The sequence below is a fragment of the Alteromonas sp. ABV4_150 genome (assembly GCF_056311745.1).
The window spans coordinates 2,351,384-2,370,924 of sequence record NZ_CM149971.1 but is presented as its reverse complement, the minus strand read 5'-3'; the positions used below and the strand labels follow the sequence as shown (position 1 = coordinate 2,370,924).

General features: G+C 43.4%; 18 protein-coding genes. 12 read left to right on the top strand and 6 right to left on the bottom strand.

Annotated features, from left to right (window positions below):
* The first annotated feature begins 8 nt into the window (after positions 1 to 8).
* Positions 9 to 2,129, top strand: a complete 2,121-nt coding sequence (locus ACYX4M_RS10360; RefSeq protein WP_476080036.1) for a putative bifunctional diguanylate cyclase/phosphodiesterase — start codon at positions 9 to 11, stop codon at positions 2,127 to 2,129.
* A gap of 86 nt (positions 2,130 to 2,215) precedes the next feature.
* Here ACYX4M_RS10360 and fghA read toward each other — a convergent pair whose 3' ends face one another.
* The gene (gene fghA / locus ACYX4M_RS10355; RefSeq protein WP_476080035.1) at positions 2,216 to 3,058 is read right to left on the bottom strand and encodes an S-formylglutathione hydrolase; all 843 of its coding nucleotides are present in this window, start codon (positions 3,056 to 3,058) and stop codon (positions 2,216 to 2,218) included.
* 113 nt (positions 3,059 to 3,171) lie between these two features.
* On the opposite strand from fghA, the gene ACYX4M_RS10350 reads away from it, so the two are divergent.
* Genes ACYX4M_RS10350 through ACYX4M_RS10340 form a run of 3 tightly spaced genes read left to right on the top strand, consistent with a single transcriptional unit; the run spans position 3,172 to position 6,374 of the window.
* The gene (locus ACYX4M_RS10350) at positions 3,172 to 4,086 is read left to right on the top strand and encodes an acyltransferase (protein ID WP_476080034.1); all 915 of its coding nucleotides are present in this window, start codon (positions 3,172 to 3,174) and stop codon (positions 4,084 to 4,086) included.
* A complete protein-coding gene (locus tag ACYX4M_RS10345; protein WP_476080033.1) occupies positions 4,083 to 4,976 on the top strand; it encodes an acyltransferase in 894 nt (297 codons plus the stop codon). The genes ACYX4M_RS10350 and ACYX4M_RS10345 overlap by 4 nt, the downstream gene beginning before the upstream one ends.
* A gap of 3 nt (positions 4,977 to 4,979) precedes the next feature.
* Positions 4,980 to 6,374 (top strand): mechanosensitive ion channel family protein, encoded by a 1,395-nt coding sequence (locus ACYX4M_RS10340; protein WP_476080032.1) that lies wholly within the window; start codon positions 4,980 to 4,982, stop codon positions 6,372 to 6,374.
* Between the two features lie 76 nt (positions 6,375 to 6,450).
* Here ACYX4M_RS10340 and ACYX4M_RS10335 read toward each other — a convergent pair whose 3' ends face one another.
* A complete protein-coding gene (locus ACYX4M_RS10335) occupies positions 6,451 to 6,642 on the bottom strand; it encodes a hypothetical protein (protein ID WP_476080031.1) in 192 nt (63 codons plus the stop codon).
* 340 nt (positions 6,643 to 6,982) lie between these two features.
* Here ACYX4M_RS10335 and ACYX4M_RS10330 point away from each other — a divergent pair, with 340 nt between their 5' ends.
* The gene (locus ACYX4M_RS10330) at positions 6,983 to 7,822 is read left to right on the top strand and encodes a DUF2884 family protein (protein ID WP_476080030.1); all 840 of its coding nucleotides are present in this window, start codon (positions 6,983 to 6,985) and stop codon (positions 7,820 to 7,822) included.
* Positions 7,823 to 8,059: 237 nt separating this feature from the next.
* Positions 8,060 to 8,872 carry an NAD-dependent epimerase/dehydratase family protein gene (locus ACYX4M_RS10325; protein ID WP_476080029.1) on the top strand — a complete coding sequence of 271 codons (813 nt, stop codon included), beginning with the start codon at positions 8,060 to 8,062 and terminating at the stop codon, positions 8,870 to 8,872.
* Between the two features lie 201 nt (positions 8,873 to 9,073).
* Here the strand turns inward: ACYX4M_RS10325 and ACYX4M_RS10320 are convergent, their stop codons facing one another.
* The 3 genes from ACYX4M_RS10320 to ACYX4M_RS10310 form a co-directional block, all read right to left on the bottom strand.
* Positions 9,074 to 10,495 carry a sodium-dependent transporter gene (locus tag ACYX4M_RS10320; protein ID WP_476080028.1) on the bottom strand — a complete coding sequence of 474 codons (1,422 nt, stop codon included), beginning with the start codon at positions 10,493 to 10,495 and terminating at the stop codon, positions 9,074 to 9,076.
* Between the two features lie 329 nt (positions 10,496 to 10,824).
* Positions 10,825 to 11,550 carry an SDR family NAD(P)-dependent oxidoreductase gene (locus ACYX4M_RS10315; protein ID WP_476080027.1) on the bottom strand — a complete coding sequence of 242 codons (726 nt, stop codon included), beginning with the start codon at positions 11,548 to 11,550 and terminating at the stop codon, positions 10,825 to 10,827.
* Complete coding sequence (locus ACYX4M_RS10310) at positions 11,540 to 11,935, bottom strand: thiol-disulfide oxidoreductase DCC family protein (protein WP_476080026.1); 396 nt, start codon at positions 11,933 to 11,935, stop codon at positions 11,540 to 11,542. The genes ACYX4M_RS10315 and ACYX4M_RS10310 overlap by 11 nt, the downstream gene beginning before the upstream one ends.
* A gap of 258 nt (positions 11,936 to 12,193) precedes the next feature.
* On the opposite strand from ACYX4M_RS10310, the gene msrA reads away from it, so the two are divergent.
* Entirely contained in the window at positions 12,194 to 12,739 is a 546-nt protein-coding gene (msrA, locus tag ACYX4M_RS10305; RefSeq protein ID WP_269918363.1) for a peptide-methionine (S)-S-oxide reductase MsrA, read from the top strand.
* A gap of 104 nt (positions 12,740 to 12,843) precedes the next feature.
* Here msrA and ACYX4M_RS10300 read toward each other — a convergent pair whose 3' ends face one another.
* Positions 12,844 to 13,965 (bottom strand): hypothetical protein, encoded by a 1,122-nt coding sequence (locus ACYX4M_RS10300; RefSeq protein ID WP_476080025.1) that lies wholly within the window; start codon positions 13,963 to 13,965, stop codon positions 12,844 to 12,846.
* 158 nt (positions 13,966 to 14,123) lie between these two features.
* Here ACYX4M_RS10300 and ACYX4M_RS10295 point away from each other — a divergent pair, with 158 nt between their 5' ends.
* The 5 genes from ACYX4M_RS10295 to ACYX4M_RS10275 all read left to right on the top strand — a co-directional run bounded on the left by ACYX4M_RS10295 (position 14,124) and on the right by ACYX4M_RS10275 (position 19,512).
* Positions 14,124 to 15,989: a metallophosphoesterase family protein gene (locus tag ACYX4M_RS10295; RefSeq protein WP_476080024.1), complete on the top strand. Its 1,866-nt coding sequence runs from the start codon at positions 14,124 to 14,126 to the stop codon at positions 15,987 to 15,989.
* A gap of 17 nt (positions 15,990 to 16,006) precedes the next feature.
* Positions 16,007 to 16,543, top strand: coding sequence for a flavodoxin FldB (gene fldB / locus ACYX4M_RS10290; RefSeq protein WP_476080023.1), 537 nt, complete (start codon positions 16,007 to 16,009; stop codon positions 16,541 to 16,543).
* Between the two features lie 26 nt (positions 16,544 to 16,569).
* On the top strand, positions 16,570 to 17,358 hold the full coding sequence (locus ACYX4M_RS10285) for a CLCA_X family protein (RefSeq protein ID WP_476080022.1): 789 nt from the start codon (positions 16,570 to 16,572) through the stop codon (positions 17,356 to 17,358).
* A gap of 142 nt (positions 17,359 to 17,500) precedes the next feature.
* Positions 17,501 to 17,911 carry an ExbD/TolR family protein gene (locus ACYX4M_RS10280; RefSeq protein ID WP_015068094.1) on the top strand — a complete coding sequence of 137 codons (411 nt, stop codon included), beginning with the start codon at positions 17,501 to 17,503 and terminating at the stop codon, positions 17,909 to 17,911.
* A gap of 182 nt (positions 17,912 to 18,093) precedes the next feature.
* Positions 18,094 to 19,512, top strand: coding sequence for a collagen-binding domain-containing protein (locus ACYX4M_RS10275; RefSeq protein ID WP_476080021.1), 1,419 nt, complete (start codon positions 18,094 to 18,096; stop codon positions 19,510 to 19,512).
* Positions 19,513 to 19,541 lie beyond the last annotated feature (29 nt).

The window sequence follows — 19,541 nt, the reverse complement described above, 5'->3', positions numbered from 1 at the left end:
AGAATGCCATGGATATCCATTTACTGAATGCGTTGGGCATCACTAACTGCGCGTTGTTTAAGTTCAACTCTGAAACCGATATTGCGTGTTTAACACCCGAAATTCCATGGTTAGCTGACGTTGTTTCGCTCGACGATAACAACAAACTGCACAAGAAACACATCTCCTCTATCTATTTAGATGACTTTTTTACTGACGCTGACGAGGTTTGGAAAGGTAACACCTCGTTTACGCTATCTTCGGGCTTTTGGACAGAACAAAGCGAACATCAGGTTTTGCGTCTAGAAGCCTTGGCGATAAATAGCGGCTCAGGCTCTCGCTACCTCGTGCTGAAAAACGTTGAAGAGCAATTTGATGAAAAACGACAAACGCTGCAAGCGGCTCGTGAACTACTGTTAAGCCACCATGAAATTGTAGGGCAGCATGAATACATTAGGCACAAGTTGAACAATGTATTGCGCAAAAACACTCGATTACAAAAGCTAGTTCCCCCCATACAGCAAGCTATACATAATCTAGAAACGGGCGTTGTTATTTTAGATAATGAGGGCGCGTTAATTTTAGACAACAAAGCATCACATCGGCTTCTGCTCTGTAATAGCACTACACCAAGCTCTCTTCGTATCGGCGAGCTGATAAAAGACATCGATGCGCCATCTACTTTTCTACCAGCGTTAGTACAGCGCAAAACACCATGGCAAGGTGAAATATATTGGCAACCAGTAGACGATTATAAAGTCTGGCTTCAAGTTACCATTCATCCGGTGCTACAAGGCGATGAGCTCACTCACTGGGTATACCTATTTACTGATATCACGCACATACACAGTAAAGAGCAAAACGTGCTTACCGCCAGCGGTATGGATTCGTTAACAAAAGTTGCGAACCGGAATTCGTTTACCAGCACGATAAGGCGGCTGATACAGGAAGAAACCCCTTTTAAGTTGTTTATCATTGATATTTGCGACTTCAAAAAGATTAATGAGGCGCTGAGCTATCAATCTGGGGATGAAATTTTAAAGTCTTTTGCTTTACGGCTACAAACCTTCGTTGGCAACAGCGGATTTATTGCGAGAATCGGCAGTAACGAGTTTGCCCTCGTAAAACGAATAGATACTTTTAAAGATGTAAGCACTACCGAGTATGTTAAACAGCTTTTAACCAAACTCACCCAGACCTACATCGTGCTTAACGGCAACGAGACCAACCTAGGTGTTAATATTGGTGAGGCGAGTTTTCCACAGGACTGCTGTTCATCAGAAACGCTGCTGCAATGTTCAGATATTGCACTTCAAGCCGCTAAATATCAGGGCAGAAACGTCGTCCTTGCATACAGTGAAGAACTACAAAGGCAGCATCATGACATTCATGAGCTTGAAACAGAGCTTCGCAACGCCATTAAAAATAGCGAGCTTAAACTCTTTTTACAGCCTATCGTCGATCTCTCTTCTGGAAAAGTCGTAAAGTGTGAAGCGCTCGCAAGGTGGATAACGCCTGAAGATAAATTTATCTCGCCAGAAATATTTATTCCTTTGGCAGAGAAAAGTGAACTCATTTTCCCCTTTGGCGAATGGCTAATTAATGAAGCCTGTAATGCTATTGAAGCGTTAAAGGCAGCTAACTTAAACATTCGATTGGCAATTAATATATCAGGTCGCCAAGTATCAGATTTAACACTGCTGAATCAAATTAAAAACGCACTGGATGACCATCAACTACAAGGTTCGAACTTATCTATCGAATTAACGGAGAGCGTATTCGTTGATAGCCTAAACACAGTATCTGTTTTGCTTAACGAGCTCAGAGCTATGGGAATTACTGTATCGATTGACGATTTCGGTACGGGTTTCAGCTCGCTCGTTTATTTGAAAAAATTACCGATTGATGAGCTTAAGATTGACCGTTCTTTTGTGAGTGAACTTGAGAAAAATACCGACGACCAGGCTATCGTTCAGGCGATTCTCGGGCTTGCGAGTAATTTAAATATCAAAATTATTGCTGAAGGCATTGAAACGCCACAACAACAGCAGTTTCTAAAGAATCACCAATGCGCATACGGCCAAGGATATTTGTATCAGCAACCCGTTTCGATTGATGAGTTCATCTCACAGGCGCATAAGTTAACGTAACCTGAGGCCTTTTGATTAAACCTATAATAAGCAGCCGGAATGTCTTCCGGCTGCTTGATGCACTTTATTGGTTTAAATAAACACGCTCAAATTAAGCCCATATGGCCTGCGTGGAACTCTAGATGCTCTTCGATAAAAGAAGCAATGAAGAAATAACTATGATCGTAACCTTCATGCATATTCAGCGTAAGCTGCGTGTCTGATTGCTGCGCTGCGTGCACTAGCGATTGAGGCTTAAGTTGCTCGTGCAGGAACTCATCTTTTGTGCCCTGCTCGACAAGTAAAGGTACGCTATGGGTTTTGCTTGCTAACAGCAAAGATGCATCGTAGTCCTTCCACGTTGTCTTGTCTTCGCCTAGGTATCTGCCTAATGCTTTTTCCCCCCATGCGCAATCTGAGGGGTTCGAAATAGGGCTAAATGCCGATACAGATACGAACTTATTGGGATTGCGCATGCCGATAACAAGCGCACCGTGCCCGCCCATAGAATGTCCGCTAATCGCCCGCTCTTTAGTCACAGGGAATTCGCTTTCGATAAGCGCCGGCAGTTCATCAACAATGTAGCTATACATGTTGTAATGTTTGTCCCACGGAGCTTGAGTTGCGTCTACATAAAAGCCTGCTCCTAAACCGAAGTCATAAGACCCTTCTTCATCGTCTGGCACCCCATCACCACGAGGCGATGTATCAGGCGCAACAATAGCCATGCCTAGTTCCGCTGCCAGTTTCATTGCACCGGCTTTCTGCATAAAATTTTGGTCGGTACAAGTTAGGCCTGACAACCAATATAGAACCGGAACCGGTTTCTCTTTCGAGGCAAATGGGGGAAGAAAGATTGCGAAAGTCATGTCGCATTGTGTGGTTTCAGCTTTGTGGGTATAGCGCAAATGCTGTCCCCCAAATGCTTTATTTTCGCCAATAAGCTCCATTTCAGCTCCTTAAATTCATAAATTTGCACCTTTATTGTGGAATCAGTAAAGGCTCTATCGGATTTTAGATCAAGTTCGTTTACACTAAGCGCCTAATTTTTGAGGTAAGTACAATGGTAAAAGCCCTGTTGCATCATATTGTTGGCACTATTTCGGTTATCTGCTATTTCCTGAATACAGTTTTGTGGTCAACGCCTATATTCATACTCGCGATTTTTAAGTTAATCCCTTTTGCCCCATGGCGTCGCTTCATCTCCTATTTGCTTGACGCATGTGCCACTGCGTGGATTGGTGTCAATAACCTCAATCAGCGCATTAGTGGGCGTACCAAGTGGCAAGTAAACGGACTTGAAAAACTTACTCGAGACGATTGGTATCTCGTTATTGCTAATCATCAATCTTGGGTCGATATCTTAGTTCTTCAACGTGTATTCAACCGAAAGATCCCTTTTCTAAAGTTTTTCCTTAAAAAGGAATTGATCTATGTGCCGATACTAGGCCTTGCTTGGTGGGCGCTGGACTTTCCGTTTATGCGCCGATATTCAAAATCATTCTTGGCTAAAAACCCGCATCTGAAAGGGAAAGACATGGAAACCACGCGCAAAGCGTGCGAGAAGTTTCGCAATAAACCCGTCAGCATAATGAACTTCGTAGAAGGCACGCGCTTTACGCAAGCAAAGCATGACAAACAAGCTTCGCCGTTCGCTCATTTACTGAAGCCCAAAGCTGGCGGCGTGGCCTTTGTATTATCGGCTATGGGAGAACATTTGCATAAGCTTATCGACGTAACCATAGACTACCCGAATGGCGTCCCTTCTTTTTGGGACTTCGTTAGCGGTAAAGTGCGCGATATTCGTGTAAATATCAAAGTAATGCCTATTAAAGACATTATGGAAAATGGCGTATTTAACGATAATTACTTTGACGACCCACAAGTTCGCGCCCGTTTTCAAACATGGCTGAATGAACAATGGCACGCCAAAGATCAACTTTTAGATTCACTTAACGCAACTCAGAAACCGTTATGATTCGTGTAGTACTTGCGCCTTTTATCTTTGTTTTGCACACCACACTGCAAATTCTCAACCTCGCTCTATGGGGCGGACTAATTATCCTACTTGGCTTAGTAAAACTGCTGTTACCAAATGGAAGAATTAGAACTGCTTGGAACAAGGTTATGCATGCCTTAATGTTTAGCTTTGGACGGATTAGCGTACTTTTAATCAGGCTATTCAATAAGGTTGATATAGAGTGCTCGGTTCACGGTGAGCTCTCAAAAAACAGTTGGTACCTTATTATCGCCAACCATCTGAGCTATTTAGATATTATTCTGCTTATTGAATTTGCCACACACCGCATTCCCGCGCCTAAGTTCTTTCTCAAAAAAGAGCTCATCTGGTTACCCTTTGTGGGGTTAGGCGCTTGGGCGCTTGATATGCCTTTCATGCATAGGTACACCCGCGCATATTTGGAAAAAAATCCGGACAAAAAAGGCAAAGATTTAGAAACCACTAAAGCGTATTGCGAAAAGTTTAGAACGGTTCCTACTACAGTAATTAACTTTGTAGAAGGAACGCGCTTCACAACCCAAAAGCATTTATCTAAGCAAAGCCCTTACGAAAACCTACTGCCACCTAAAGCCGGCGGTGTGTCTTTCACGCTATCAGCTATGGGTGAACTGTTCACTAATGTGTTAGATATCTCGTTGCTTTATCCAGAAAACAAGCGCCACCCAATGATGGCAATGTTAAGCGGTCAAATGACAAAAATCGTCATTGACGTAAATGTTACACCCGTTCCCGAGTTGCAGCAGGAATCAGAACGCACTGAGTCTGAGTTTCGTCTTTATTTCCAAAAATGGTTGAATGGTCTGTGGGAAAATAAAGACAATCGAATAAAGAAACTGTTGGAGTTGTAAATAATGGAAGTCAGTGCTTCAGTACGCGATCATTTCATTCATTTGGTTAAAGACGTTTTTCCAAAATTGACCACTGAAGATCCGCTTTACAATTTGCTTGCTCTAGGCTCTATACTATTCGTAGCAGTCCTAATCTACGTGGTTGCGCGCCTGCTTGTGCGCCCTCAAATTGCTAACTGGGTATATAAGTCGAATAACAAGTGGGATAACGCGCTACAAGAGCACGGCTTTTTTAGGCGTTTAATGCACCTCTTCCCGGCTCTTTTTATTTACATCACCACACCTGTGCTGATTGATAACGAAGCTGTGATGCACGGAATGGTGATAAAGAGCGCTCAACTATACATGCTGTATAGTGGGCTATTGGCTTTGTATGCCATGCTAAGCACGGTAGAAGATGTGTACAATGCTTCAGCCCTATCTCGGCGCGCCCCTATCACAGGCTTCATTCAAGTAACAAAACTTGCCTTCGCTATTATTACCATACTGCTTAGTATTTCTTTAATTGTAGATAGAAGCCCGCTGCTTATTGTGTCTGGCTTAACAGCCATTGCAGCTGTGCTGCTATTAATATTCAGAGACACCATTTTAGGCTTTGTTGCCGGTATTCAAATTGCCGCCAACCGCATGTTTAATACAGGCGACTGGATTGCCATGCCTAAGTATGAAGTAGATGGTGAAATACTCGAAATAGGCCTTACTAACGTTAAGGTACAAAACTGGGACAAGACCATCTCTACACTGCCGACCTATAGCCTAACCACAGAAGCAGTAAAGAACTGGCGCGGAATGCAGGAGTCTGGTGGACGCCGAATTAAGCGTGCCATTTATATTGATGTGCACTCGATCAAACTCTGTGACAACGATATGCTAGAGCGATTTTCCAAAATTCGTTATATCAACGAATATATCGACAAGAAGAAAAATGAGCTAAGGGCTTATCACAGAGATTATTCGATTGATGAATCGGACCTGTTAAACAATCGTCGCCTTACTAACATTGGCACTTTTAGAGCTTACTTAGAGGCATACTTGCGTAAACACCCAGATATCAACCAAGAACTGACTCTTATGGTTAGGCAGTTACCGCCCAATGAGCTCGGTTTACCTTTAGAAATTTACTGCTTTAGTATTCAAAAAGACTGGGTTAAATACGAGAAAGTACAGGCCGATATTTTTGACCATGTCATGGCCATGCTGGATTTGTTCGACTTACGCGCTTATCAACGTGATGGGCATTTATCCTTGCTTGCTCATCGTGAACACAGCGTATTTAACAGCACTGACGAAAGCGATGCCCGACAGGAAACTGCTCAACACCGTATTGATGATAAAAGTGCTAAGGCGCCAAGAGAAGCTCAGGACAAAAACGAACACGACCGCAAAGACAACGACTAGTAGAACTGATATCACAATTGTTTAAAGGCGAAAAAAAACCGGCTGTAATAGCCGGTTTTTTCATAATGCTTATAGCTTAAGCCAGTGCGTAGGCCATCAGTAAGCAAAGCACTAAACCAGTAACACCAAAAAAACCGTACTCGATTTTTTCCTGCATACCTTCAGCACCTACTTTTGCAGTCATAAAGCCCATAACGATGCTGCTTAGCCCTAGCGTAAAGGCAATTAGCGCAACACCAAACATAATTGCATTAATCCAATCAGCCATTGTGATAACCCCTTAAAAATATTGGCGGTATTATGCACCAATAAATAAGATTTAACCATGCTTGGATTGGCTTAAATGTATCGCTATTGGTATTAATTGATCTTAGTCAAAACTACTAATTAATTAGCAATTTCACTAAATAGTGAATTTAAAATGGTTCTCAAAAACCGCCATAACAAGCTAACCAACTGAAAAATATATACTTTAAATTATGGCAAGGCCATTGCTCTGTTAAAGATATGCCAGCGAACAACGCTAGTGTTTATTTAACAGTGACTCTACAAGCCATTGAGCCCATTTACCAAGGTCAATGCGTCACATATAAACTAAGGAATGAACAATGTCTAACAAACTACTACTTTCTGTTGCCGTTACCAGTGCTTTGATAAGTGGCTACGCATTCGCGCATGACACCAGTTTTCAGAACAACAGTTGCGACATGGAACTTGATGGCCATATTCAGTATTACCAGGGCGACCTCACCGTTCAGATGGACAATGGTTCAGTAATGACCATTGATGCCCAACACAATATGACTATTAACGGCGAGTCAGTTTCGCTAGACAGCGAACAGCAACGTTGGGTAGGCGAATATTACAATAACATTGATATTGCTATTCCTATGACCCTCACCATTGCCAGTGAAGGACTGCAAATTGCCAACGTAGCGGTAACTGAAGTATTTACTGAACTCCTTGGTGGCGATCAAATGGGTGATGATTTCAATGAATTGTTCAACTCACTAGAAACCAAATTAAATACCTCGTTTTATGATGACGCAGGCAATATTCGCGTAGATTCCACCAAATTTGACGAGCCTGGTTGGTTTGATGAAAGCTGGGAGCAAGAATTCGAAACGCAAATTGAATCTTTGATCAGTGAATCTATGGGCAGAATTCTTATCGCAGTTGGCACACAAATGCTGTGGGAAGGTGGAGATATGTCTGAATTTGAGCAAAAGATGGAGCGCTGGGGTGAAGATTTAGAATACCGTTTAGAAAGCCAAGCCGCCTCGCTAGAAGAGAAAGGGGATGCTTTGTGCAAAGTGCTGAAGAAAGCCGACTATGCCGAAGGTAAAATGCAGGCATCTATATCAGGGCTTGAAGATTTGAACCTACTGGACCTTGATATTCGGAATCACCAAGACCGCCATGGCCACAACGACGAAATGAAAATGTAGTCGAATAATTTAGCGAACTAAGCCCGCTACAACAAACGACTTACCTTTCTGTATCAATTACTTTGAAAACCGACTGGAAAAAACAGTCGGTTTTCGGCTTTTTATTCTTGTCGCTATCTAACTTCTTAATATTTCACCTCAATCAGGTTTCTGATTTTTCAGTTAATGGTAGGTACTAACGACAACTGCACCCTGATTAATGTACTCTTAAGCCCTAAACAAAGGGGAATTTAATCGATGACTCAGAATGTAGTAATTAGTGGCTACGGCTGGCTAGCTGGCTATGTGGGCGACGCACTGTCGGGCAAGGTCAATATTATTGGTACCACGCGAAGCCAAGAGAAACGCCTCGCGCTACAGGAACAAGGTATCACCGCAATTAAATATGCACTAGGCGATGATACATCAGTACTATGTAGCCACTTGCAAGACGCGACTTTATTATTAAATATCCCACCTGGTAGAAAAAACACCAACCTCGAGTCATTTACTGAAAATATGCTGCAACTTATTGATGCAGCACTAGGCGCAGGCGTCGCGCATATTATTTTTATTAGTACCACATCAGTTTATGGCGATGACACGAGTAACGTCATTACTGAACAAAGCGCTACAAACCCACAAACCGCGTCAGCGAAAGCTCATGTGACCATTGAAAACTACTTACTGTCCGTGCGAGACCAAGCTGATATCAGTATTGTTCGCTTAGCGGGTTTAGTAGGTCCAGATCGTCACCCAGCTCGTTCGTTAAGTGGAAGACAGTTGGATGCAGGAAATAAACGAATTAACCTTGTCCATGTGCACGACATTGTGTCTGCGTTAGCCTCGATTATTTGCGACAAGCCGCTAAACGATGTTATACACCTTTGCAGCTTATCTCACCCTAAGCGCGGTATTTATTATGTAGATGCAGCTAACGCGATGGGTATAGACGCCCCACACTTTTCTGATACAAAAGCTCAGCCTTGCGGCAAGGTTATCGACGCTACACAAAGTTGGAACAGGCTTAACATTACACCTACCTTTGGTGACCCCTATAGCATGTTTTAAGACTTATGCTGATATGTTTACTTTGCTTGCCAAAACAGTTGTCAATTTATTGCGGTGTACTCGTTTATAAGTTGCCAAGAGTCACGAACTAAGAATAAATACGCTAAAAGAAACGAAAACGGCAAGCCTCTGGCTTGCCGTTTATTATCCGAATTTACTGCTATCACACAGCAAGTAGAATAGTTTTGTGTGGTGAACCTCTTAACCGAAAAGGCTTAAACCAAAGTATTTGACAGCCACCGTGTTTACAAAAATCACAAGTAAAATTAGCGGAATAAAGGTTTTCAACGAAACATCCACATACTTTTCAAACCAGCTGCCTTTATAGCCGCTGCTGCCTTCTTCCAAAGAAGCATTAAAATTAGTACTCTTCCAGCGATAAATAACAAACAAGCAGATTAGTAGGCCGTTTAAGGGCAAAATAGTGTCGTAGAATACATCGTAAATTACGTCGAACAGCGATTTATCGGCGCCTGCGTAGTGCATAAATGACGTCAGTATATCAACTTTACCAAACGACAACGCACTTAAGATAGCCAATAAAATCATAATGCTACCCAAAGAACCAAGGGCCCATTTACGGCTAACACCTTTTTCGTCCATCAATGCCGCAACCGGTACTTCAAAAATTGAAACTAGCGATGTAATGGCCGCAAAGAAAACTAGCAAGAAGAACAAGCTAGCGACGACAGAAGCGCCCATATAACCAATGGAGTCTTGTAGCGCTAAGAAAATACTAGGCAGATAGGTGAAAATCATACCTACAGACGATTCACTTAAGTCATCAGGATTAATATCTGGGTTGAAAGAAAAGATCGCAGGAAGAATCATTAGGCCGGCCGTAAAAGCCACAGCAGTATCTGTTAGCGCTACTAGTTTTGCTGCGCTAGGTACATCTGCACGTTTATCGATATAGCTACCGTAGGTAATAAGAATACCCATACCTAACGACAGCGAGAAAAAGGCTTGGGATAGCGCACCGTTCACCACTTCCGCTGTAATTTTTGAAAACTCAGGAACAATATAAAATTCTACGCCTGCCATAGCGTTTTCGCGAGTGAGTACGAAGACAACAAGGCCTATAAGCATCACAAATAGCGCTGGCATCAGTAGCTTCGCTGCTTTTTCTATCCCCTCTTTTACACCACCTTGGAGGATAAGATAAACCACACCAACAACGACAGCCATGTAGGCAAAGATAGACTCTGAATTAATAAACACCCCGAAGGTTGCGGGGTCGGCTAATTTGTCTAAGTTCCCGCTGACGGCTTCAAACAAATAACCAAATAGCCACACGGTAATAACCATGTAGAAAACGGCAATCATAAACGGCGTGGCAATCGCGAGCCAGCCTGCAAGCTTCCATTTCTTTTCGTTGCCACTGATAGCACTGTATGCGCCCAGCGGGTCTTTTTTTGCATGACGACCCACTGACATTTCTGCCAGCATTACCGGTAAACAAATGGCAAAAACGAAGATAGCGTACATTAAAAGAAATGCCCCGCCACCGTTTTTGGCTGCACCGACTGGAAAACCTACCAAATTACCAATGCCCACTGCAGAACCTGCAGCAGCCAATATAAAACCTATGCGCGATCCGAACTGTTCTCTGGCCCCGCTCATATCCCTTCCTCTTGTTGAGTTATTGTTATAACAGTTCGCTTATCACTCATTGTGAAATACAAAAATACCTTGGTTAGAGAAAAGACTTTTTGTACTCATAATGTGTACTTGTTGTTTGCGCTTGATACTCATCGGTATCAAGCTGCGCGAACTGATATTATTTATTATCAGGATGGCGTTTGTTGTTATGACTCACGTGTGGCGTCAACGCGTTGTATTGCTGCCTCTATGGGCGTATCAATACGCTGCACCATTCCCAAAATAGCATGGTAACAGCAGTGAAATAAAAAGTCTTGATGTTGAACTTGCTGAAATGATACTAGGCCGTATCACCAAGTTACCACTTCGCCATTCCAGTCGATAAAATGACAAGCTTGGTCCCGATCAAGCGCTGAAAGGTGGTGAATAAGTTGTTTTGCAGTAAATTCCGGGGTAAATAGCTTTTTAGCGGCCACATTCTTTTGAAAAGGCTTCGACAGGCCAGTGTCAACAGTACCTGGGTGGTAACAAACAAGCATGACATCTTTTAATCTGCGCTTGTACTCTACCGAGGCGGTTTTGACAAACATATTGAGCGCGGCTTTCGATGAACGGTAGCCATACCATCCGCCAAGCCCGTTATCTGATATGCTCCCAACTCTTGCGCTTAGACAAACAAGGGTGGACCCTTCTTTACTCATAATATTGACCAAATGCTTAAGCCATATAGCGGGAATAATGCTGTTTGTCGCGAAGTAAGCGGTCAGGGCTTCCTCGCTAACATCTTCTAAGCGTTTTTCGGGGTGAATTCCTTCGCATTCGTTATGCAAAAAACCGGTTGTTATTACTACCGTATTTAACACAACGTCTTGCTCAGCGAGTTGTTTTACAAAACCACTGATATGCTTATCATCCTGTTCAGAAATTTGATGATACGAAACATTTTCTAAGTTGTTTTCTTCGTTTGTAGCTGCACGACTTACTGCAAACACCCTTGCGCCTGCACTGCGATATTGTTCTATAAGCGCAGACGCTATGCCACCAGATGCGCCCACTACAAGTACGTTATTTTCCATTCGGCTCTCCCGGTACACAGCGGTCGCACTGGCGTTTTTTTCCCGTTAAAAGGTAAGAGATGGTGTATCTATGTTTCGCGAATACATTGTAAAACGCATCGGCGGCATAACGAATGACTGGCCAGCGAAGCGGAGCATAAATCCAGCCCATACCTACTGCCTTCCACGCTTCATGGGTAACATCAAGTCCGGTAATTAGGGTACCGTCCTCGCGAAGCCCGTGAATTCTGGCATTAAGCGCATGCCAATCCATGTCAGGATAACGACTTGCAAAATCAGGGGCCTGAATGTCGACCAAGGTGAGTTTGTTATGTTGGTCTCTTTTGCGTAGATGACGCATTTCGGCTATGCACAAAGGGCAATAACCGTCGTAAAAAATAATCACTTCTACCTACCTCTGCTAAATAAGACGCTTATCGCTTAAAAGACGATTTCGCCCATGCAAACATGGAAAAACAAAAAATACATCGCGTTTGCCGTGCACTATCAGCACACTTGTAGCGGCCAGTTTAAAACCGTTTTAAGCCGTCGCACGTTATTCTTATTTAATATTCGTTTATACGATAAAAAAACACGCTTGGATGACTTGTGTTGTGACCTACTGACACCCACACTACAAGCAAAGATTAAGAGAGGTTTTATTATGGCAAATTTACAAGTGGCCACTTTAGCAGGCGGATGCTTTTGGTGTATCGAATCTGCGTTTAACACTGTTGAAGGCGTAGAAAAAGCTATTTCTGGTTATGCTGGAGGTGAAAAAGCCGATCCAACCTATGAAGAGGTATGTACGGGAAGCACTGGTCATGCAGAAGTGGTACAAGTAACGTTTGATGCAGACAACATCAGCTACCGTGAAATTCTAGAGATTTTCTTCGCGCTACACGATCCTACTCAGCTAAACAGACAAGGTAATGATGTGGGTACACAGTATCGCAGTGCAATCTTCTATCACGACGATGCTCAAAAAGCGGAAGCTGAAAAAATTATTGCACAAATCACAGAAGAAGAAATTTGGCCCGACCCGGTAGTCACTGAAATAGTAGCCGTGAATAACTACTATGACGCCGAAGACTACCATCAGGATTATTTCAAAAACAATCCGCAGAACCAGTATTGCTCTATGGTCGTTGCACCTAAGCTTGCAAAATTCAAAAAGACTTTTGCTTCTCGCCTTCGCAGCGATGCATAGGTAAAGTCACCTTTTTTAGCGGCGTTTACAGGCTGGCTAAAAACGAAAGGGTTGCTTGGTAGCAACCCTTTTTCGGTTTAAAGGACATCGCGAGTAGATAGACGCTAATCAAACCAAACGTCATTGATTTCTATCGGAAACAGTAACGGCGCTAAATCTTCATAACGCTTCTTATGCGCTTCACATACCGCATTTTTCATGTAATTCTTTTCCCACGGATCGTTGATAATCCATAGCCTACTATCAATGGTGACTAACCCTTCCATTGACGAATTATCCATTGTGTACTGTTCGCAATTTTGATCACTGGCAACATCAAAGATAATGGGAATGCGCTTTGTTGGCTTGCTACCAGTGGTATCAATTACCCACAATTCATTGTCGTTTCTTGCGGCGCCAAATAAATATGATGCGCCTGTTGAGTGCGTATATAAAGCCAAGCCATTTATGGGGTGATTACCCGAGGTAAACGAAGGGAGCTGAAGGTCTGGTTCGCTAACAGTTGCAAAATCGCTCGATGAGAAAAAGTCTTTATCGACAGACAAAGTGAAGATTCTTGGCTGCCCCGCTTTATCTTTTTCCAATGCCAAATACAAAGTGCCGTCTTTCGCCATGGTCAGGCCTTCAATACCATCGTTAGGAAAGTTACCTACTTCGAACTCTTTCGGAAACTGGAGCGGACGCACATCTGACATTTCAACAGCGCCATTGTCCTTTCGCGTTAGTTTGACCAATAGGGTTGGGTAGTCTGTAGAGCCTGTATCTTCGTATTTGGTTTCACAACGAGGGCCTAAGGCACCAGTACGGGTTGCATCTTCTGTGACGGTGTAAATGACATTAGAATTTCTAGGGTCTACCGCTAACGCTTCTAAATCTGGTTGTTCGCTTAAGTAACTATAGAAGCAGCTTCGGCGCACAGCTCTTGAGAATGAAAAGCGCTCACTAGAGGCAACGAGCGTTGCGGTTTCTGGTGAAATGCTATGTAACTTCAACTGCTGAGTAACATCCGCACTTGCATCAGCAATGGTAACTAGCTGTCCGTCTAGCACCACTAGCCCGGATGTTTGGGGGTCAAACATAACTTTTCCAGATTCATCAAGGATCCACTTCCCTACTGTTGTTTCTGTCAAATCTGTAGGTTCTGGACTGATAATGACATCTTTTGGTTCGCTGCATGCGGTGACCAGCATTACGGTTAAAACGGTGGCGGATAAGTATTTAAGCATAATATGAAGTCCTCTCTCGACTCACTAAAGCGAGAGCAAAAGCTAAAACTGAAAAAATTGTAAGGGAGTATATCGAGCATACCGTTTATGCACAAAAAAGAGTAAGGTTATATCTCATAAATCGAGTATTGAAGGAGAGAGTCATTCCTACGCAGCACTTGCCCCAAGTCATAGCAGGGCCAATAGTTAGAAAAGTGACGCCTACTGAAAGCCATATATGGGTAGTGACTAGTAGCGCAGAAAAACCATCGCTGAAACTATCGTCTTGTGACCAAACGATAGCAGGTGAGTGTCAGAGTGAAACTATACGCGTAGGTTCTTATGCTTTCATCCACCTCATCTCTTTTTATTCGGCTGACACTTTTAAAGACAGAGTGCGAATTAGCTATCAACTGTTATTTGACGATTCGTCTGCCCAAGCCAATTGGGAAAAAGAACAGCGGGCAATACTTTACGATGGTCAATCTTCGCCAAGTTTTCACTTCACAGAAACACCCGAAACTATTTTGCATGGCTCTTGCCGCAAACCCCACTATCACGATGATGATGCGCTGGCGCAGGTTGACGTTTTACATAAGAATGCGTTCGAAAGGGGTGAGGACTTTCCCGATCTTTTACTGATGACGGGGGATCAAATTTATGCGGATGATGTCGCAGGTCCCATGCTTAAAGCTATTCACAGTGTGATAGAGCGTTTAGGCCTTTACCACGAAGCGCTTGAAGGCGCAGTGGTGAGCAACACGAGTGAACTTGCAACCCATGAATTTGGGTTTTATGAACGTGAACAGCTTCTGCCGCAAATAGCGACCAATACAGTATTGTCTTCCATTTTCTTTGGCGCCAAGAAAAAGCCTGTGTTTACGTCGGTAAATGCACAAAACCATTTAATTGGCAGTGCAGAGATCATCGCTATGTATTTGCTGGTGTGGTCCGATACGCTGTGGTCTGATGTCGCTATCGATAAAGACGGTATTTCAGACAAGTACTCGAACATTTTCGATAAAGAAAATGACGCGCTTACTGGGTTCGTTGAACAATTACCACAGGTACGCCGAGCGCTAGCGCATATTCCAACCTATATGATCTTTGACGATCACGATGTGACCGACGATTGGAACTTAACTCGTGGTTGGGAACAAGAAGTTTATGGCAATCCTTTATCGAAACGCATGATCGGCAATGCACTCATTGGCTACTTGCTATGCCAAGGCTGGGGCAATGCTCCCAAAAAAGTTGCGCCCCTGATCGTGAAAGTACAAGAATCGATAAGTGTAGAAGGATTCACTGCACACGATGAGTTTATTAACGATCTTTTAGATTTTGATCAGTGGCATTATCGTTTAGATACCACGCCACCTATTGAGGTATTAGATACACGCACACAGCGCTGGCGCAGTGAATCAAATATGAACAAGCCCTCGGGTTTAATGGATTGGGAAGCGCTGTGTGATTTCCAGCATTCTATTATTGGCAAAGAATCTGTCATCGTTGTATCTGCCGCCCCTATTTATGGGGTTAAAGTTATCGAGGCCATTCAAAAAATATTCACGTTTTTTGGCAAGGCGCTCACTGTTGATGCAGAAAACTGGATGGCACATAAAGGTACTGCCAACGTTATGCTAAACATCTTTAGGCACTATAAAACCCCGCCTGAGTTCATTATTTTATCGGGCGATGTGCACTATTCCTTTGTGTACGATGTGCGTTTACGCTTCAGACGAAACAGCCCCCATATTACACAGTTCACCTGCAGCGGATTGAAAAACGCATTTCCGGATGGACTTATTAAGTGGCTAGATAGGTTAAACCGCCTGCTTTATCGCTCTAAGTCGCCTTTAAACCTCTTTACAAGACGTCGAAATATGTCAGTAAAAGCACGGGAGCCCAGCAAGGATTATGGCGAATTATTCAACGGTTGCGCTATCGGTGTATTAAAAATTTCACAGAAAAACACCGATGTTCAGTGCAAAGCTTTGTTGAGCAACGGTAAAGAGGTAGAATTCCCAGCTTCTAAAGACGATTAGTTCAAAAGAGGTATCTAATGAGTGATAGCGCACTGTCCATCGGATTATTTTATGGCTCCACAACCTGCTACACCGAAATGGCGGCAGAAAAGATCCAAGCGCAGCTCAATAGCCTTTTTGACGAAGAGATTGTTGACCTTCATAACATTAAAGATGTAAACCTGACGCGCACGGCCGAATACGACATCATCATATTTGGGATATCCACTTGGGATTTTGGCGAGCTTCAAGAAGATTGGGAGTCTCACTGGGAAGACGTGCACGGCTTAAATTTAGCAGGTAAAACCATTGCACTATTCGGCCTTGGCGATCAGCTAGGTTACGGCGAATGGTTTCAAGATGCATTAGGCATGCTTCACGATGCAATTATGCCTTCAGGTTGTAATATTGTGGGGTACTGGCCTAACGAAGGCTATGACTTTACCGCCTCTAAAGCGTTAACCGAAGATAAGACCCAGTTTGTTGGCCTTTCTCTTGACGATGAAAACCAGTACGACAAAACCGATGCCCGCATTGAGGCTTGGTGTGAACAGCTACTGGTCTCCATGGCATGAATATTTAATCCACTTGGATATCAGCGTTGGAAAATAAAGGTCGTCTTCATCAGCAGTTCTATCGTAACGGCCCAAGCCACCGAGACGGTGCGGACGTGTCATTTCAAGATATTCGTAAACTGTTTAATTTCGCTACGATCACGGTTGGCAGATGGGTAACCGCACAAGAACAACAGATCGCAGCCAATTTGTTTTTTGATGCGCTGTACGATCTGGTTGCGATCTTAAATATTAATGAGCAAGTGCTGTCTTTAAATGGGTCCTTGTCTCTTGCTTTTGGCAGTGGGGGGCAAAAACACAGTAGCGCCCACTACAACAGCGCAAAAAGGCAGCTGGCGCTAGCTAAAAACGCGGGAGCAGGGGCCCTCGCCCACGAGTGGTTTCACGCATTTGATCATTATATTGCGCCTCGTATGTTCGACGGCGTTGCTACCGGAAGTTTCGCTACGCAGGCGTGGCTTGATAATGCACCTATGAACGCTCACCCTTTGAATCAAAAATTGAGCGATTGTTTCTCTTTATTGTTTTTAAATGATCAAAAAAGGCCAAATGAGTACTTTGTGCGATCCGTAGAGGCTGATCGCGCACTAAAAATGTATTATTATGCTATGCCTCAGGAGATGGCTGCCCGTGCATTTGAAGCCTGCATTCAAGATCACGAGATCAAAAATGCGTTCTTAGTGCAAGGTACAAAAAAATCAACGGAAGCTAGACTTGGCATTTACCCTCATGGTAACTTGCGTACATCACTCAATCAGGCATTGATGTTGTATTTTTACCAATTAGGTGTCGCTATTTCACGCAAACAAACCTAGTTTGTTGTTTTATTACCGTGGAACTGAGTATTTTTTCAACAACAAGTGTTAATGAGCACACTGTTTTTATACAAAAGTCTGTATATTTTTGTAACAAGCAGTATACTAAATGGCTCGAACGTAACAGAAGAAAGAAGACGAGATGAAAAGAAAAAAGCATACCTCGGCTGAAGACGAGGCTCAGATTGATATGACCCCCATGTTGGACATCGTGTTCATCATGTTGATTTTCTTCATCGTAACGACCTCGTTCGTGAAAGAGAAAGGTTTAGACGTAAACCGTCCAGAAGACAATCAAGCGAAAAACGATAAGCCTTCTAAAGCGCTATCTATCCGTATTGATGCTGATGGCTCAATCATGATGGGCGGCCGTGAAGTTGATATTCGTCGCGTGGTTGCGAATACGCAAACATACCTGGCAGAGAACAACACTGATTCAGCTGCAATCCAGGCTCACGAAGACAGCGAGCACGGTACAGTGGTTGAAGTTATGAACCAAGTTAAAATTGCTGGTATCGAAAAAGTATCTGTTTTGGTTAAAAAGAGCAGCTAAAGCGCCTTTATAATTAAACACAAATCCTAAAAAGCCACCTTCGGGTGGCTTTTTCGTATGACCTCTTATACCAAAGTATCTCTTGTGCTATCGCACGAATTTTGTTCAGATCGTACTATTCGGTGTGTCTGGATAAACCATGTTGAAAATCGGTTCCAGACTCGGATGTCACTGGAGCCATTATGCACAAGAAACTCATCTACACCGCTATATTAGCAGCGGTGATGTCAGCACCTCAGGTGTCGGCAGCCAAAATTGAATTAAGCGAAGCGTTCGACTACAACGCGTTCATCTTCGATAGCTTTACAGGTAAATCTTCCGACGTTGAAGGAAGACTAGCTGTCGGCGGCAAAATGGACGTTACTGACTTCAATGTTGGCCTGCTGTTATCACCAGACATGTCTGAATCTGCGCTTGCTGTAGGCGGCGACCTTCATTTCACTCGCGGTGATGTTCACGGTGGCTCGACTACCGTATCAGGTATGGTATTCGGTTCTGAACTTTCTTTCGATAAGGCAGTAAATGCCGAGCAGACTGTAAATTTAATCAATTCGACCGTGAAATCTGGCGGTATTACTTCGAAAGGCGATGTCAAACTAGGTAACTCAAACGTTGTATCAGGTGATGTGCACGCAAACACCGTAAAACTTGGTGGGCCTAACAGTGTTTATGACAACCTTAGCAATACTGATGAATATGGCTCTCAGGTCGAAAATGGAAATGTGTTTGCCGAATCTAACGTTGAGCTTGATAGCAGCGAGATTAACGGCGTTGTAACCCTTAACGATAGAAACAATTACACCGCTACAAACGGGTCTTCAGCGACCACTGTTCAACAAGGCAGTGTGAGCAAGGCTGACGTAAGCAACATCGACTTTGACGCTATAGCCTCCGAGGTTACTGAGCAGTCAAAGGATTTTGCATCAATGACGGTGAATGGCACAACAACATTGTCGTGCACAGATGCAGATGACCCCAAAAAAGCTACTGCGTGTAGCGATACTGACGCAACTGTATTAAACACCATCACGTTTTCAGGTACTGATGACATCAATATTTATGATATTGATACAAGTTGGTTCAGCGCAGCTGATAAACGCATCGTTTACGATTTTTCTACCACCAGCTATAACATTATCAATGTGTATGGAGATTCGGTAGAGTTGTTTAATACCGGGTTCTTTAATACAGCCTTTACGCAGGAAAACGAGTATTTTACAGAAACCGGCCAGTACAGAGATAATGACAACAATGAAGGTCAACGTCATGACGGTCTTTATACCAACAACATCTTGTTTAACTTCGTTGATGCTAAAGATCTCACCCTGCACAGTGTAGGCGTAAAAGGTAGTGTGTTGGCGCCATATGCAGAACTAAGCTTCTACAATGGCCATGTAGACGGCAACGTTATTGCTAATCGCTTAGAAACGCCGTTCGAAGAACTGATTAATGACGATGGCGAAACCTACGCCGCGCCAACAGGCCAAATAAATAACTATCAGTTTGGCGCTATCAACGTTACTGAACCTGCTTCAATTGCCCTTTTATTTGGCGCAGGGTGCTTCATGCTGGCTAGGCGCCGACAGGTTAGCAAGGTCTAAAAAGGATAATTAGGCCTTTGAACGGAAGC

Excerpts from the sequence above, each read along its gene's own strand:
- msrA (WP_269918363.1), top strand. The coding sequence starts at position 12,194 with ATGGCAAATTTACAAGTGGCCACTTTAGCAGGCGGATGCTTTTGGTGT.
- ACYX4M_RS10325 (WP_476080029.1), top strand. The coding sequence starts at position 8,060 with ATGACTCAGAATGTAGTAATTAGTGGCTACGGCTGGCTAGCTGGCTAT.
- ACYX4M_RS10315 (WP_476080027.1), bottom strand. The coding sequence starts at position 11,550 with ATGGAAAATAACGTACTTGTAGTGGGCGCATCTGGTGGCATAGCGTCT.
- ACYX4M_RS10320 (WP_476080028.1), bottom strand. The coding sequence starts at position 10,495 with ATGAGCGGGGCCAGAGAACAGTTCGGATCGCGCATAGGTTTTATATTG.
- ACYX4M_RS10350 (WP_476080034.1), top strand. The coding sequence starts at position 3,172 with ATGGTAAAAGCCCTGTTGCATCATATTGTTGGCACTATTTCGGTTATC.
- ACYX4M_RS10335 (WP_476080031.1), bottom strand. The coding sequence starts at position 6,642 with ATGGCTGATTGGATTAATGCAATTATGTTTGGTGTTGCGCTAATTGCC.
- ACYX4M_RS10280 (WP_015068094.1), top strand. The coding sequence starts at position 17,501 with ATGAAAAGAAAAAAGCATACCTCGGCTGAAGACGAGGCTCAGATTGAT.
- ACYX4M_RS10300 (WP_476080025.1), bottom strand. The coding sequence starts at position 13,965 with ATGCTTAAATACTTATCCGCCACCGTTTTAACCGTAATGCTGGTCACC.
- fghA (WP_476080035.1), bottom strand. The coding sequence starts at position 3,058 with ATGGAGCTTATTGGCGAAAATAAAGCATTTGGGGGACAGCATTTGCGC.
- ACYX4M_RS10340 (WP_476080032.1), top strand. The coding sequence starts at position 4,980 with ATGGAAGTCAGTGCTTCAGTACGCGATCATTTCATTCATTTGGTTAAA.
- ACYX4M_RS10275 (WP_476080021.1), top strand. The coding sequence starts at position 18,094 with ATGCACAAGAAACTCATCTACACCGCTATATTAGCAGCGGTGATGTCA.
- ACYX4M_RS10330 (WP_476080030.1), top strand. The coding sequence starts at position 6,983 with ATGTCTAACAAACTACTACTTTCTGTTGCCGTTACCAGTGCTTTGATA.
- ACYX4M_RS10345 (WP_476080033.1), top strand. The coding sequence starts at position 4,083 with ATGATTCGTGTAGTACTTGCGCCTTTTATCTTTGTTTTGCACACCACA.
- ACYX4M_RS10360 (WP_476080036.1), top strand. The coding sequence starts at position 9 with ATGGATATCCATTTACTGAATGCGTTGGGCATCACTAACTGCGCGTTG.
- fldB (WP_476080023.1), top strand. The coding sequence starts at position 16,007 with ATGAGTGATAGCGCACTGTCCATCGGATTATTTTATGGCTCCACAACC.